Genomic DNA, 14,454 nt, shown 5'->3' on the forward strand with positions numbered 1-14,454 from the left:
CCGTACGCGCGGGATGACGCCGCGCGATCCAGACGCCGGTCGTCCACTCGGCGGTGGGGTGCTCCACCTGGAGCCGCGCGTTCTTCGTCGCGGCCCGACGCGGGATCAGGCCCGCGAGAGTCTTTCCCCAGGCCGAGCAAAAGGGTAGGTCTGCCCTGTGCAGCGCCGCGATATCCCGCCCGAGCTCTCGTTTGCGGCCCCTCCCGCCGCCGAGCCTCGCGAGCTCACGAGCCCGCCGACCTCGCGCCGGCAGAGGGGCGCCGAGCCGGAGGTGGTCTCGGTCGCGGAGCTGGATCGCCGGCTGAAGCGGATCCTCGAGGGCTCGACGGCCGACGTGCGCGTCGAGGGCGAGATCTCGGGCCTGCGCGTCGTGGGCAGCGGCCACGCCTACTTCACGCTCAAGGACGAGAGCGAGGAGGCGGCGATCGACTGCGTGATGTACCGGACCGCCGCGCCGCGCGCGCGCAAGCTGCTCGCCGACGGCGCCCGCGTCGTGCTCACGGGCCGCGCCACGGTCTACGTGCCGCGCGGCCGGCTCCAGTTCTGCGCGGACGACGCGCGCCTCGCCGGCCGCGGCGCGCTCCTCGAGGCGCTCTTCCGCCTCAAGGAGAAGCTCGCCGCCGAGGGGCTCTTCGCGCCGGAGCGCAAGCGCAAGCTGCCGGTCGATCCGCAGATCATCGGCGTCGTCACGAGCGGCGACGGGGCGGCGATCCACGACATCGTGACCGTCGCGTTCCGCCGCGGCGGCGCCCGGCTGATCCTCGCGCGCACGCCGGTGCAGGGCGCCGGCGCGGGGCAGCGGATCGTCCGCGCGATCGCGCTGCTCGAGGAGTTCCCGGGCATCGAGGTGATCATCGTGGGGCGCGGGGGCGGCTCGGCCGACGACCTCAGCGCGTTCAACGAGGAGATCGTCGTCCGGAAGGTGGCGGCAGCGCGCGTGCCGATCGTGAGCGCGGTCGGGCACGAGATCGACGTCGCGCTGACCGACCTCGCCGCCGACGCGCGCGCCGCCACCCCGTCGCAGGCGGCGGAGATGCTCGTCGCGGACGCGGCCGCGCGCCGCGCGGCGCTGGAGCACCTCGAGGCCCGCATGCGCCGCGCGATCGCCCACCGGCTCAGGGCAGCGCGGGCCGACGTCGACCGGCAGCGCGCCCGCCTCGGCTCGCCCGCGCAGATCCTGGCCGAGCCGCAGCAGCGGATCGACGACGCCGTCGCGAGGCTCCGGCGCCGGATGGAGCGGATCCTCGTGGAGGACCGCGCCGGGCTCCAGCGCCTCGAGCGCAGGCTCGCCGCGCGCCACCCGCGCGCGGTGCTCGCCGGCGCGCGCGGCGCGCTCAGGCCGCTGTCGGTGCGCCTGTCCGCCGCCGCGCGCCGCCACGTCGCCCTGCTCCGGGAGGGCTTCGCGAGCGACGTCGCCCGGCTCGAGGCGATGTCGCCGCTCCGCGTGCTCGCGCGCGGCTACGCCATCGCGACCGACCCGTCGGGCCGCGCGGTCCGCGATCACCGCGAGGTCGCGCCGGGCGATCCCATTACGGTGCGCGTGCACCACGGCGCGCTGCTCGCGCGGGTCGTGGCCACCGCGGGGCCGGACGAGCCGCTCGTCGAGCGCGGCGCGCCCCCGGCGCCGGCGGCGCCCGCGCCGGCCGAGGCGGCGGCGCCCGCCCCGCCCGCGCGCCAGAGCGGCGGGCCGCGCGCCCCGGCGGCCGGCCGCGCGCCGAGGCGCAGGGCGCAGCCCGGCGCGCCCGCGTGCGAGCAGCTCGGGCTCGGCTTCGCGGCCGACGAGCGCGCCCCGGCCTTCGGTCGCGCGGGCGCCTCGGGCCAGGTCTCGGCGGGGCAGGGCGGAGCGGAGGCCGGCCCGGAGGAGAGGCGTCATGTCGAACCCTGAGCGGCGAATGTTCGGTCTGGTCGGGCACCCGGTGGGCCACTCGGTCTCGCCGGCCATGCACTCGGCCGCGTTTCGGGCCCACCAGCTGCCCCACATCTACAGCGCGTTCGACGTGCCCACCGGCGCGGAGCTCGCGCGCTTCGTCAGCGACATCCGGAGCGGCCTCATCGCGGGCGCGAACGTCACCATCCCGCACAAGCGCGCGATCATGTCGATGGTCGACGACGTGGACTCGAGCGCGGCCGACGTCGGCGTCGCGAACGTCCTCTGCGCGGCCGAGCCGCGGCGCGTGGCCGCGCACAACACCGACGTGATCGCGCTCCGCGACGAGCTCGACCTGCTCCTGCGATCCGCCCCGCCCCAGGGCGACGATCCGGCGGGGCGAGGCGGCGCGCTCTCGAGCCCGCGCCAGCGCGCGCTGATCATCGGGGCGGGCGGCGCGGCGTTCGCGGCGATCGCCGCCTGCAAGATGCTCGGCTACCACCTCATCAGCGTGACCACCCGGTCGTGGACGAGCACCGAGGAGATGCTGGAGTCGCCCGCGGGGCAGCGCGCGTCCGAGCTCGGCGCGCTCACGGCGCCCTGGCCGATCCCGACCGAGCGGTCGATCAGCAGCAAGTCCTCGGTGGCGCTGCGGCTCAACTGGAGCGAGTTCGCCGTCGCCGCCGACCTGATCATCCAGGCCACGAGCGCCGGCATGCTCGGGGGGCCGCCGGGCGACGAGGTCACCCGCATCATCCCGTGGGACTCGCTCTCGCCGAGCGCCTGCCTCTACGACGTCGTCTACAACCCGCCGGTGACGCCGTTCCTCCGCATGGCGCGCGAGCGAGGGCTCCGCGCGTCCGACGGGCTCGGCATGCTGGTCGGCCAGGCGGCGCAGTCCTTCACGCTCTGGACCGGCCTCCCGGCGCCGGTCGAGGTGATGCGCGCCGCCGCCGAGGACTCGCTCAGGAAGGCCACCGGCGGTCGATGAGCTCTGACGGATCCCGGAGGTACGCTCCGCCTCACGAAGCCTTCTCGTCCGCGCCCGCGGCCTCGCGCGCCCACGGCGCCGCGCTGGAGCACGCGTCGCCCTGGCCCCACGTCGAGGTGCGCGGCCAGCTCTCGATCGCGCGCAAGGAGTGGCTGCACACGAACGGGGCGGGCGCCTACGCGAGCTCGACGATCGCCGGCATGCACACGCGCCGCTACCACGGGCTGCTCGTCGCGGCGCTCGACCCGCCGCGGCGCCGGCATGTGATGCTCTCGCACGTCGACGCCAGCGTCCGCCCGATCCGGCAGCAGGGCGCCCCGACCGAGCGCCGTGCGGCGTGGCCGCGGTGGGACCTCGCCAAGCACCAGTTCCCGGGCATCGACCCGGAGAACGGCTCGTTCTACCTCGAGCGCTTCGATCAAGATCCGCTCCCGCGCTGGGCGTACGCCCTCCCGGGCGGCGAGCTCGAGGTGACGCTCGGCCTCGTGCGCGGCGAGAACGCCGCCGTCCTGCGCTACGCCTGGAGCGGGGCGGATCCGGTGATGCTGACGCTGCGCCCGCTCCTCGCCGCGCGCCACATGCACCAGCTGCTCCGCGAGAACGGCGGCATCTCCCAGAAGGTCGAGCTGCGCGCCGGCGCCGCGCGCGGCGAGGCCGGCGCGGGGCGACACAGCCCCTCGATCGGCGAGGTCCGGGTGCAGCCGAACCGCGCGCTGCCGCGGATCTGCTTCCGCTACCAGGGCACGTTCGTCGGCTCGCAGGACTGGTGGCGCCGCTTCGAGTACCTCGGCGAGCAGGATCGCGGCCTCGATTTCCTCGAGGACCTCTGGACGCCGGGCCACTTCGAGACGGTGATCGGCCCCGAGCCCGTGCACCTGCTCGTGGCGGTGGGCGCGCTGCCCGAGGACGAGCCGGAGAACCTGCTCGCCGCGGCGAGCGCGGCGATCCGCGCCGAGGACCCGGGCCCCCGGCGGCCGCTCCTGGAGCGGCGGCTCTGCATCGCCGCCGAGGCGTTCCGCGCCGACGCGGCCGCGCGGCCCGGCGTCATCGCGGGCTACCCGTGGTTCGAGGTGTGGGGCCGCGACGCGCTCATCTCCCTGCCCGGCCTCTACCTCGTGCCGCGCAAGACCGAGGGGGCGATCCGCGTCCTCCGCGCCATCATCGACTCCATGCAGGACGGCCTCGTGCCGAACCGGCTCCCCGACGCGGGCGAGCCCCCGGATTTCCACGCGGCGGACGCCACGCTCTGGCTGTTCGAGGCGGCCCGCCTGCTCGCCGACGCGATCGGCGACGCGCACCCGTTCGTCACGGGCGAGCTGCTCGCCGCGCTCCGCGACGCCTTCGAGGCCGCCCTGCGCGGGACCCGCAACGGCATCCACGTCACGGCCGACGGCCTCTTCGCCGCGGGCCGCCGCGGCGAGGGCGCGATCGACGGGCTCACGTGGATGGACGCGCGCGTCGCGGGCCGCGCGGTCACCCCGCGCGCGGGCTGCCCGGTCGAGCTCACGGCGCTGTGGGCGAAGGGCTCGGAGACGCTCGCGCGCCTCGCGCGGGCCGCCGGCGACGATCGCCTCGCGGAGCGCGCGGAGGCGGCCGCGAGCGCGGCGCGCCGGGGCTTCGCCGCCCGCTTCTGGTGCGAGGAGACCAGCTACCCGTACGACGTCATCTCGGAGGACGCGGAGGGGGAGGGCGCGTTCCGCGACGCGTCGATCCGCCCCAACGCGGTGATCGCCGTGGCCGTGGATCCCGCCTGCTTCACGCCGGAGCAGGCCTCGGCGCTGCTCGAGCGGGCCCGCCTGGAGCTCGTGACCCCCGCCGGCGTGCGGACGCTCTCGCCCGCCGATCCGGCCTACGCGCCCCGGTACCAGGGGGGCCCCGAGGCGCGGGACGCCGCCTATCACCAGGGCACGGTCTGGCCGTTTCTGCTCGGGTTCTACGCGCGCGCCGCCCGGCACTTCTCCACGCTCGGGGAGCACGTCATCCCGCTGCTCCACAGGCTGGTGACGTCGGCGGCCGCGAACGAGATCGCGCTCGGCCAGGTGCCCGAGGTCGCGTCCGGGGAGGCGCCGCACCACCCCGGCGGCAGCTTCGCTCAAGCGTTCAGCGTGGCGGAGCTCCTGCGCGTGATCGCCTGGGACCTGCCCGCTCAGGACGGGGGCGCGCCGCGCTGAACGCCCGGCGCCTCCGCCGCCCTCAGCTCCCTCGCTCGAGCGCCGCCTCCTCGCGGATCGCCTTACCGCCCTGCGCGGTGAAGCGCAGCAGCTTGCCCGGATCCTCGGCCTCCATCGCGAAGGCCTCGATCTCCTCGAACAGCGCCTCGATCTTGCGCGGACCGCACGTGGGCAAGAAGCCGCGGAGCACGCGCGGGTCGTAGAACCGGAAGTACTGCTGCTTGCCCGTGCCGCTCTCGACCAGGAGGAAGCGGCGGAGGTGCTTCCGCACGTCGCCGAACGGGCGGTTGCTCGTCAGGAAGACGCCCCAGCTGTCGCCCCAGCCGCAGTCGACGAGCGCGTCGAGCAGGGTCGACCCCGGCGGGAGGTGCACGAGCGTGGGGCCGACGTCCGCGAGGATCTCGCCCTGGAAGCCGGTGTAGAGCGAGGCGGTCTGCTCGCCCGCCTCGCCGAGGAGCAGCCGGATGCGCGGATCGCGGGCGGCGTCGACCACCGCGAAGAGCGGCGAGCGCTCCTCCCGCAGCCGCGCCCGCGCCGACGCGGTGAACGGCGAGCCGGTCGTGGGGATCCCGGTCCTCCGCGCCCGCCGCGAGGACGGGACCGGCTCGGTCCGCGCCCGCCGCGAGGACGGGACCGGCTCGGTCCGCGCCCGCCGCGAGGGCGGGGCCGGCTCGGTCGGCGCATAGCGGCGGCTCGGCTCGTGGCGAACCACCGCGAACAGGGTCGCCCCCGCGCGGATCTCGTCGCCGTCCCGGAGCGACACCTCGCGCGCGCGCTCGCGGTTGACCTGCGTGCCGTTGCGGCTCCCCAGGTCGCGGAGCAGGTAGCTGCCGTCGATCTGCTCCACCGAGAAATGCAGGGCAGAGAGCTCGCCGTCGCTCGAGATGGAGAGATCCGATTCGGGCGCGCGGCCGACGAGCAGCGGACGGTCGCCAGGGATGTGCGCGGTCTGTCCGGCCAGGGGGCCCGAGATGACCCGGAGGACGAATCCGGCTTCCTGGTCTTCGCTCATGGTCGTCTCCATCGCACAAGGCGCCGATGAGGCCGGCGAGTAAGCCTAGAACACCGATCGACGGGAAATCCACACGAAGCCGGGAGCCACGAGAGGGGCCATCGGACGACTGCCAGCCTTTCCAGGCTGCCCACATATCCTGGCAGCCTGCGCGGATCCCACGTCCGGATCCGCTGTTTGCCGCCCGAGACAGCGAACGTGGGGAATCGTGGTTCGAGCGGCCAGGTCGATCGCCCGAGCCTCGTCGTCGAGGCCTGCAGCGGTGGTCGTCGCGCGCGCGCCGAGCGCCTCGAGGGGATGTGGCAGAGGCTGGTTGCGGCGGCGCCGGTCATGTTCGCCATGTTCGCCCTGCGGGAAGCATCGTGGATGGATGGTGGCGGCGGTCGCCGACCTCAAGCCCGCCGCGCGGGGACGGCGCCGCGCTCGCGGGCGCGTCAGCCATGGCGGCTGCGCAGCGGCTCGAGGCGGAGCCAGCGCGCGACGAACGCGCGGTCCTCGGGGGCGAGCACGCCGGTGACCCACGCGGCCACGAGGTAGAGCCCCGCGTAGAGGGGGGCGCCGAGCGCGAGGCAGAGCGCGGGGCGCTCGTCGACCGCGCCCGTGACGAGGAACGCGGTCAGCGGCGCCGCGGCGACGAGCGCGGTGGCCGCGACGCGCCCGTAGTGGCGCCACGGGAAGACGCCGCGCAGGCCGACCCCGGAGAGGCGCGCGATGGTCGCGACCATGACGACGATCCCGAGCGCCTGGGTCAGGACGGCCGAGAGCGGCGCGCCGACCATGCCGAGCGTCGGGAGGAGGACCAGGTTCGCCGCGGTGTTGAACACCATGGACAGCACCTGGATCCGCAGGATCATCGACGTCTTCCCGAACGCCATCAGCACGATGGCGTACGCCGTCACGCGCAGCGGCAGGAGCGCGGAGTAGATGCGGAACGGGACCGCGGCGCCGGCGTACGCGTCGCCGTAGACGGTGCGCATGAGCGGCTCGGCGAACAGGAGGAGGAACGCCGCCACCGGGAGCATGATCAGCGTCGTCTTGCGGATCCCCGAGTGCCACAGCGCGACCGCGGCCCGCGCGCCCTGCGCGGGCGTCGCCCCGCCCTCGAAGCGGGCGACGAGGTCCGGGAGCATCGTGGAGGCGACGGAGTAGGCGAGGACGCCGACGAGCGGGAGCTCCTGCGAGCCGACGGCGAACTCGGCGTAGAGCCCCGCGCTGAAGAAGAGGCCGATGACGAACTTGTCGAGCTTCTGGTTGAAGAGGCCGGCGAAGCGGGTCACCGAGAGCGGGAGCGCGTACGCGAGCTGGGCCCGGACGCCGCCGGGGAAAGGGGCCGCCGCGACGTCCCCGAACAGCCGCGCGTACAGCCGGTACGAGAGCCCGAGCCGGAGCGCCTGCGCCGCGCACTGGGCGGCCAGGATCCACGCCACCGAGCAGCCGAGCGCGGCGGGGACGATCGCGCCCGCCGCGGTCGAGAGCGTGACGACCAGCGCGACGCCCGCCGACTTGCGGTGGTTGTTCGTGGCGATGAAGAGCGGGCCGAAGACGCTCGCGGGGTAGGCGATCACGCTCATCAGGCCGATGAGCAGGAGGAGCGGCGTCGCGCCCTCGCGGACGTCGAGGAAGACGCCGGGGACGAGGGCGAAGCCCGCGAAGGCGAGCGCCGAGAGGGCCCCGAGGCCGAGCAGGAGCAGCAGGCTCTGCCGCACCAGCCCCTTGAGCTCGGGGCGGGTCACCTTGGGCGCGAAATAGAGGAACGACTCCGGCAGGTAGAGCTGCGCGAGATCGCGCCCCGTCATGAACAGCATCGTCGCGAAGGCGAGCGCGCCGTACTCGGCCTTGCCGAGCAGCCGCACCACGACGACGCCCTGCACGAGGACGATGAGCGTGTTCACGAACTGCCCGCCGACGATCATCCCGATCCGGTCGGCGAGCGACGCGCCCTGCGCCTCGGCGGGGGGCGGCGCGCCGTCGGCCACCCGCGCGGCCCCCGCGGCCTCGGGCGCACGCGGGGGCGCGCTCGGCTCGACCGGGGTGGGCTGCTCGTCCCGCATGGCGGCTCGGTAGCACATGCGCGGGCGGAGCGGCCTCCCGCGGCGGGCGCGCGGGGCCCCGCTCGGCCGTGATATAGGCGCGGCGATGAGGCGCGCGCTCCTCGTGAGCTACTACTTTCCCCCACGGTTCAGCGTCGGCGGTAAGCGCGCGTACCGCTTCGCGAAATTTCTGCCGGAGCACGGCTGGGCGGCGACGGTGCTCACGGCGAGGCCGCCTCCCGGCGAGCGGCTGGATCCGTCGTTCGCGGAGGCCGACCTGCCGGCGTGCGACGTGCGCCGCGACTACCTCACGGACGCCGAGCTCGCGCGCATGCCGCGCCGCGCGCTCGGCTCCGACGGCACCGTGGAGGCGCCGACCGAGGCGCCGCTGCCGGTCGCGCGCCGGAGGGGGCTCGCGCGCGTCGCCGCCGAGCTCCGCTACGTCCGGGTGATCGGCCCGGACGCGGGCCGCATCCCGGCCCTCGCGGCCCGCATCGCGCGCCTCGCCCGCGAGGCCTCTGCCGAGGTGATCTTCGCGAGCGGGGCGCCGTGGGAGACGGTGCTCGCGGGGCTGCTCGCCGGCAGGGCCGTCGGCCGGCCGGTCGTCGTCGACTTCCGCGATCCGTGGTCGTTCGGTCCGGTGATGGCGACGCGGCCCGCGTGGGTCCGCGCCGCGGTGGCGCTCGTCGAGCGGGCCGCGGTGGGCGCGGCCGCGGCGCTCACGGTGACGTCCGAGATGACCCGCGACGCGTACGCCGCGCGGGGCATCGCGCGCCGCGTCGCGTCGATCCGGACCGGCTTCGACCCGGACGCGGCGGTCGCGCCGCGGCGCGACGGGGCGGTGACGCTCGTGCACTTCGGCAACTGCTACAGCGAGCGCACGCTCGCGCCGTTCGTCCGCGCGCTCGCGGCCGTCGCGCGCCGGCGGTCGCTCGGCCCGGGCGCGATCCGGCTGCTCAACCTGGGGCGCGTCGCGGGGAGCGATCTCCGCCTCGCCGAGGAGCTCGGCGTGTCGCGGCTCTTCGAGCACCGCGCGGTCCTGCCGTACGCCGAGGGGCTCGGCCTCGTCGCGGGCGCCGACCTCGCGCTGCTCACCGGCTTCGGCGACGAGCCGTACCTCCTGCCCGGCAAGCTCTACGATTACCTCCTCGCGCGCGCGCCGGTGCTCGCGGTCTCGCCGTCCCCCGAGGTCGCGCGCATCCTCGAGGCGACGCGCCTCGGCTGGACGCACGCGGCCGGCGACGCCGCGGCGATCGAGCGCCGCATCGAGGACGCCGTCGACGCGCGCGCGGCCGGGCGGCCGCTCGTCGAGCCCGACGGCGCGGCGCTCGCCGGGCTGAGCGCGCGCGCAGCGGCGGGCGCGCTCGCGCGCCTCTTCGAGGAGGTCGCGGCGCGCGGCGCGGGTTGACGCCGCGCGCGGCGCGGGCGCCGCGCCGTCCGTCCTCGCGTTGCCGCCGCGCGCGGCACCAACCCGCGCCGGCCTTTCTCGCGCGGCGCCCGCTCGACGTCCTTGCCTGCGCGGCGGCCGCCGTGGCATGCGAGCCGCGATGCCTGACCATCTTCCCAAGGATCGAGCGGGGCTCCCCGAGGGCGAGCGCGCCCTCCAGGAGGCGTGGCGCGCGAAGTACGCGCCCGAGGTGAAGGAGCTCATCGTGCGGCGCGAGGTCCCGTCGCCGAAGCTCACGCTGATCGTCATCTCGTACAAGGCGAAGGACTACCTCATCGAGTGCCTCCAGCACGCGCGCGGCCAGACGGCGGCGCTCGACGTGCCGTACGAGATCCTGCTCGCCGACAGCGGCGGCATCGAGCACCTCAGGCCGCGCTCCGCGCCGCTCGTCGACGTCGAGCTCCGCCTGACCGACGGCATCCCGCTGAACGCCGCGCGCAACGCTGCCATCGCCTGGGCGCGGGGCGAGCACGTCGCCTTCATCGACGACGACGGCCTGATCGCGCCGACGTTCGTCGAGGTCGTCCGCCGCGTCTTCGAGGACCCGCGCATCGCGGCGATGCGCGGCCGGATCATCCCCAAGGAGCACCCTTACTTCTGCACGCTCGCGGGGCACTACGACCGCGGCGACGACATGATCGACGACGTCCTCGCGACCGAGGGGCACATGGCGATCCGGCGCGGCGTCTACCTCGAGACCGGGGGCTTTCCGGATCAGTTCTACGGCGCCGAGGGGGTCTACCTCGTCTACCGCATCGCCAAGGCGTTCCCCGACATGCGGGTCGTCTACGTGCCGGATCTCCTGATGCGGCACGACTACTTCGACAGCTGGGAGAACTTCATCTGGAAGACGCGCAAGTACCGGCGCATCCGGCGCGAGGTCGGCGGCATGGAGCCGGATCCCGAGTTCCTGCGCTACCTCGACGACTACCTCGCGCGGCGGAAGCCGCAGCGCCCGCTCACGGTGGAGCAGACGGTGGCGCTCGGGCTGCTCAAGGCGGTGCGCTGGGGGGTCCTGCGCCTGCCGGGGTGGGCGGTGGGGCAGCCATGACGGCGCAGGCCGGCACCGCGCGGGCGGGAGAGGGAGGCGGGCCGATGGGCGAGGATAGCGGTTTCGAGCGGGATCTCGAGGCGATCAGCAGGCACTACACCGAGCGCTTCCTGCCCGCGAACCCGTGGGCGAGCCTGCTCAACGCCCACCCGTACCTCGTCGCGCGGCAGCGGCAGCGCCGCGTGCGCGAGGCGCTTGTCGAGTGCGGCGTGCGCACGCCCGAGGCCCTGCGCGGGATGTCGGTGCTCGACGTGGGCTGCGGGTCGGGCTCCAACCTGGCGTGGCTGGTCGAGCTCGGCGCGGATCCGTCGCGCCTCACCGGCATCGACCTCGTCGCGCAGCGGACCGAGCTCGCGCGCTCGCGCTTCGCCGGCATGCGCTTCGTCGCGGGCGACTTTCTGCAGGCCGACGTCGGCGGCCCGTTCGACATGGTGATGATGTTCGCCGTCCTGTCGTCGGTCACGAACGCGGAGCTCAAGCGCGGGCTCATGGACAAGGCGCTCCGCCTGCTCCGGCCGGGCGGCATCTTCTTCTTTTACGACGTCGTCTCGCGGCGCCCCATCCCCGGCACCGCCGCGTACCAGCGCCTGACGTTCGCGGAGCTGGAGGGGTACTTCGCCCCGCGCCCGCTGCGCGTCTTCCGCAGGGACATCCTCCGCCGCGAGGTCGCCGACCGGCTCGTCCAGCGCTTCGGGGTGACCGTGGCCGAGCTCGTCCAGGCCACGGGGCTGCTCAACATCGACGGGACCTTCGCCTACGCGCGCGGCTAGCCCCGGGAACAACGAGCTCCGACCCGGAGCGGACGCGGGAAAACGCGGGTTCCGGTGCGAGGCAAAATTCCCCACCGGGGAGAAAAGGTCCTGCTCGACGCCCGGTTGAAGCTGGCCGGGATGCTGAACAGCCCGGCGCGGCGCTGGCATGGGACGTGCCGACAACGCCGCAATCACGTGCGAACCACGTGACATGAGGCTGCCATAGCCGGTGAGCGCAGCGCGCACAGCGCGGCTGCACACCGCAGGAGATGACTCCATGTCCCAACGCGTCCTCCCCCCATCGGCCGCGATCGCCTGGCACAACCTGTCTGCCGGCGATGCGCTCTCCAAGATCGAGAGCGCCGAGGCGGGCCTCGCAGACGACGAGGCCGCGCGGCGGCTCGAGGAGGTCGGGCCCAACGTGATCCAGCGCGCCAAGGGCGACAGCGCGCTCAAGCTGCTCTTCCGTCAGATCAACGACCCGCTCATCTACGTGCTGCTCGCGTCGGCGGCCCTCGCGATGGCGATGGGCGAGGCGATCGACGGCGCGGTCGTGCTGGCCGTCGTGGTGCTCAACACGGCCATCGGCTTCGTGCAGGAGCTCCGCGCGGGCAAGGCGATCGAGGCGCTCGTCGACATGGTGCCGCAGACGGCCACGGTCGTGCGCGGCGGCCAGCGGAGCGTGATCCCCGCGGCGAACGTGGTCCCCGGGGACGTGGTGGTGCTCGAGGCCGGCGACAAGGTCCCCGCCGACGCGCGGCTGCTCTCGGTGAAGAACCTCCACGTGGACGAGTCGGCGCTCACCGGCGAGTCGGTCCCTTCCGACAAGCACGTCGCGGTCGTCCCCGAGGACGCCGGCGTCGGCGACCGCAAGAACCTCGCCTTCGGCGGGACGCTCGTGACGAGCGGCACGGGCACCGCCGTCGTCATCTCCACCGGCGCCGCGACCGAGCTCGGGCGCATCTCGTCGATGCTCCACGAGGCGACCGAGATCGAGACGCCGCTCACGCGCTCGATGGCCAAGGTGGGCCGCGTGCTGACGATCGCGATCGTGGCGGTCGCGCTGCTCATCGTCGGGGTCGCGCTGCTCCGGGGTTACCCGCCGGTCGACGCGATGCTCGCCGGCATCTCGCTGGCGGTCGCCGCGATCCCGGAGGGGCTGCCCGCGATCATCACCATCTCGCTCGCCATCGGCGTGCAGCGGATGGCGCGGCGCCGGGCGGTGATCCGGAAGCTGCCCGCGGTCGAGACGCTGGGCAGCACGGGCGTCATCTGCTCCGACAAGACCGGGACGCTGACCCGCAACGAGATGACGGTCCGCGCCCTGTGGACGCCGTCCGCCGGAGCGTCCGGCGAGGGCGCCGACGAGGCGCTCGAGGTGACAGGCGTCGGCTACGCGCCGGCCGGCGAGCTCCGCCGCGGCGGCGCGTCGGCCGGCGAGGTGCCCGAGGCGGCGCGCGCGCTGCTCCGCGCGGGGCTGCTCTGCAACGACGCGCGCATGACGCGCGACGGCGAGGCGTGCGGCATCGAGGGCGATCCGACCGAGGGTGCGCTCGTGGTCGCGGCGCAGAAGCTCGGCGTGGACGTCGACGCGACGCGGCGGGAATACCCCCGCATCGACGCCGTGCCGTTCTCGTCCGAGCGGCAGCTCATGGCGACGCTCCACGAGGCGCCCGGCGGAGAGCGGGTGATCTTCATGAAGGGCGCGCCCGAGGCGGTGCTCGGCTGCGCCGCGATCGGCGAGGCGGAGCGGGCCCAGGCGATGGCGCAGGTCGAGCGGATGGCGGCGCAGGGCATGCGGGTGCTCGCGGTCGCGTCGCGGCCCGCGGAGCGCGGCGCGGCGTCGCTCGACGAGGCGCACCTCGCGGAGGGGTTCGCGCTCCTCGGCCTCGAGGGGATGATCGACCCGCCGCGCCCGGAGGCGATCGACGCGATCAAGGCGTGCCATGAGGCCGGGATCACGGTGAAGATGATCACGGGCGATCACCTGGCGACCGCGCGGGCGATCGGCCAGCAGCTCGGGCTCGTGAGCGAGGGCGGGCGGGCGATGAACGGCACGGAGCTCGCGCGGCTGTCGGACGACGAGCTGCGCGCGGCGGCGGCGTCGACGAACGTGTTCGCCCGCGTGGCGCCGGAGCACAAGCTCCGCCTGGTGAGGGCGCTGCAGGCGCAGGGGAAGGTCGTCGCCATGACGGGCGACGGCGTGAACGACGCGCCGGCGCTGAAGCAGGCGAACATCGGCGTGGCGATGGGGATCACCGGGACGGCGGTGTCGAAGGAGTCCGCCGACGTCGTGCTGACGGACGACAACTTCGCGAGCATCCGGGCGGCCGTCGAGGAGGGGCGCCGCGTCTACGACAACCTGGTCAAGGCGCTCGCGTTCGTGCTGCCGACGAACCTGGGCGAGGCGCTGATCCTGCTCGTGGCGGTGATGACGTTCCCGATCCTCGGGGGCGCGCCGCTCATGCCGATCACGGCCGTCCAGATCCTCTGGGTCAACCTGGTGGCCACGGTGGCGCTGTCCCTGCCGCTCGCGTTCGAGGCGATGGAGAAGGACGTCATGGGCCGCCCGCCCCGCGATCCGAGCGAGCCGATCCTGAGCCGGTTCGTCCTCGTGCGCACGGCGATCGTCGCGGTGCTCATGACGGCGGGCGCGATCGGGCTGTTCTTCTACGAGTACTCCACCGAGGTGCGCGGCGGGGTCGTCTCGGACGTCGCCTACCGCGAGGCGCAGACCGCGGCGGTCACGACGGTGGTGCTGTTCCAGATCTTCTACGTGCTCAACTGCCGAACGCTGCGCGACTCGATGCTGAAGATCGGGCTCTTCACGAACCCCTGGGTCTACGTGGGCATCGGCGCGCTCCTCGCGCTGCAGCTCTGCTTCGTCTACGCGCCGTTCATGCACACGCTGTTCGGCTCGGCGCCGCTCTCGCTCGACGCGTGGGTCAAGTCGACGCTGGTGGCGATGTCGATCCTGCCCGTGATGACCGCGGAGCGGTGGTGGCGCACCCGAAGGGCGCGGCTGTCGGCGGCGGAGCGCGAGCGCAAGACGCCCGCGTCCGAGGTCGGCGGCGTGGCGAGCGCGGTGGCGAACCACGGCGCCGTGGCGAACCGCGGCGCCTAGGGCCGGAGG

General features: G+C 74.6%; 9 protein-coding genes. 7 read left to right on the plus strand and 2 right to left on the minus strand.

Features of this window, described 5'->3' with window-relative positions:
• The first annotated feature begins 157 nt into the window (after nucleotides 1–157).
• The 3 genes from xseA to WMF33_RS14435 are packed head-to-tail and all read left to right on the plus strand — an operon-like array spanning nucleotide 158 to nucleotide 5,029.
• Complete coding sequence (gene xseA / locus WMF33_RS14425; protein ID WP_437337674.1) at nucleotides 158–1,885, plus strand: exodeoxyribonuclease VII large subunit; 1,728 nt, start codon at nucleotides 158–160, stop codon at nucleotides 1,883–1,885.
• A complete protein-coding gene (locus WMF33_RS14430) occupies nucleotides 1,872–2,858 on the plus strand; it encodes a shikimate dehydrogenase family protein (protein ID WP_437337675.1) in 987 nt (328 codons plus the stop codon). Before xseA ends, WMF33_RS14430 begins: the two co-directional genes overlap by 14 nt.
• Nucleotides 2,855–5,029 (plus strand): amylo-alpha-1,6-glucosidase, encoded by a 2,175-nt coding sequence (locus tag WMF33_RS14435; RefSeq protein ID WP_437337676.1) that lies wholly within the window; start codon nucleotides 2,855–2,857, stop codon nucleotides 5,027–5,029. Before WMF33_RS14430 ends, WMF33_RS14435 begins: the two co-directional genes overlap by 4 nt.
• 22 nt (nucleotides 5,030–5,051) lie before the next feature.
• On the opposite strand, the gene WMF33_RS14440 is transcribed toward WMF33_RS14435, so the two are convergent.
• Together WMF33_RS14440 and WMF33_RS14445 are read right to left on the minus strand one after the other, a co-directional pair.
• Entirely contained in the window at nucleotides 5,052–6,041 is a 990-nt protein-coding gene (locus WMF33_RS14440) for a DUF4123 domain-containing protein (RefSeq protein WP_437337677.1), read from the minus strand.
• Between the two features lie 434 nt (nucleotides 6,042–6,475).
• Nucleotides 6,476–8,092, minus strand: a complete 1,617-nt coding sequence (locus WMF33_RS14445) for an oligosaccharide flippase family protein (RefSeq protein ID WP_437337678.1) — start codon at nucleotides 8,090–8,092, stop codon at nucleotides 6,476–6,478.
• Between the two features lie 85 nt (nucleotides 8,093–8,177).
• Here WMF33_RS14445 and WMF33_RS14450 point away from each other — a divergent pair, with 85 nt between their 5' ends.
• From WMF33_RS14450 to WMF33_RS14465, 4 genes are all read left to right on the plus strand, one after another.
• A complete protein-coding gene (locus tag WMF33_RS14450; protein WP_437337679.1) occupies nucleotides 8,178–9,479 on the plus strand; it encodes a glycosyltransferase in 1,302 nt (433 codons plus the stop codon).
• A 139-nt stretch (nucleotides 9,480–9,618) separates the two neighbouring features.
• Nucleotides 9,619–10,569: a glycosyltransferase family 2 protein gene (locus tag WMF33_RS14455; RefSeq protein WP_437337680.1), complete on the plus strand. Its 951-nt coding sequence runs from the start codon at nucleotides 9,619–9,621 to the stop codon at nucleotides 10,567–10,569.
• A 44-nt stretch (nucleotides 10,570–10,613) separates the two neighbouring features.
• Nucleotides 10,614–11,339, plus strand: a complete 726-nt coding sequence (locus WMF33_RS14460) for a class I SAM-dependent methyltransferase (protein WP_437337681.1) — start codon at nucleotides 10,614–10,616, stop codon at nucleotides 11,337–11,339.
• Nucleotides 11,340–11,598: 259 nt separating this feature from the next.
• Nucleotides 11,599–14,445 carry a cation-translocating P-type ATPase gene (locus WMF33_RS14465; RefSeq protein ID WP_437337682.1) on the plus strand — a complete coding sequence of 949 codons (2,847 nt, stop codon included), beginning with the start codon at nucleotides 11,599–11,601 and terminating at the stop codon, nucleotides 14,443–14,445.
• The last annotated feature ends 9 nt before the right edge of the window (nucleotides 14,446–14,454 follow it).

Source organism: Sorangium sp. So ce394, from assembly GCF_051474665.1.
GTDB lineage: Bacteria > Myxococcota_A > Polyangia > Polyangiales > Polyangiaceae > Sorangium > Sorangium cellulosum_D.

Excerpts from the sequence above, each read along its gene's own strand:
- WMF33_RS14430 (WP_437337675.1), top strand. The coding sequence starts at position 1,872 with ATGTCGAACCCTGAGCGGCGAATGTTCGGTCTGGTCGGGCACCCGGTG.
- WMF33_RS14435 (WP_437337676.1), top strand. The coding sequence starts at position 2,855 with ATGAGCTCTGACGGATCCCGGAGGTACGCTCCGCCTCACGAAGCCTTC.
- WMF33_RS14440 (WP_437337677.1), bottom strand. The coding sequence starts at position 6,041 with ATGAGCGAAGACCAGGAAGCCGGATTCGTCCTCCGGGTCATCTCGGGC.
- WMF33_RS14445 (WP_437337678.1), bottom strand. The coding sequence starts at position 8,092 with ATGCGGGACGAGCAGCCCACCCCGGTCGAGCCGAGCGCGCCCCCGCGT.
- WMF33_RS14450 (WP_437337679.1), top strand. The coding sequence starts at position 8,178 with ATGAGGCGCGCGCTCCTCGTGAGCTACTACTTTCCCCCACGGTTCAGC.
- WMF33_RS14455 (WP_437337680.1), top strand. The coding sequence starts at position 9,619 with ATGCCTGACCATCTTCCCAAGGATCGAGCGGGGCTCCCCGAGGGCGAG.
- WMF33_RS14460 (WP_437337681.1), top strand. The coding sequence starts at position 10,614 with ATGGGCGAGGATAGCGGTTTCGAGCGGGATCTCGAGGCGATCAGCAGG.
- WMF33_RS14465 (WP_437337682.1), top strand. The coding sequence starts at position 11,599 with ATGTCCCAACGCGTCCTCCCCCCATCGGCCGCGATCGCCTGGCACAAC.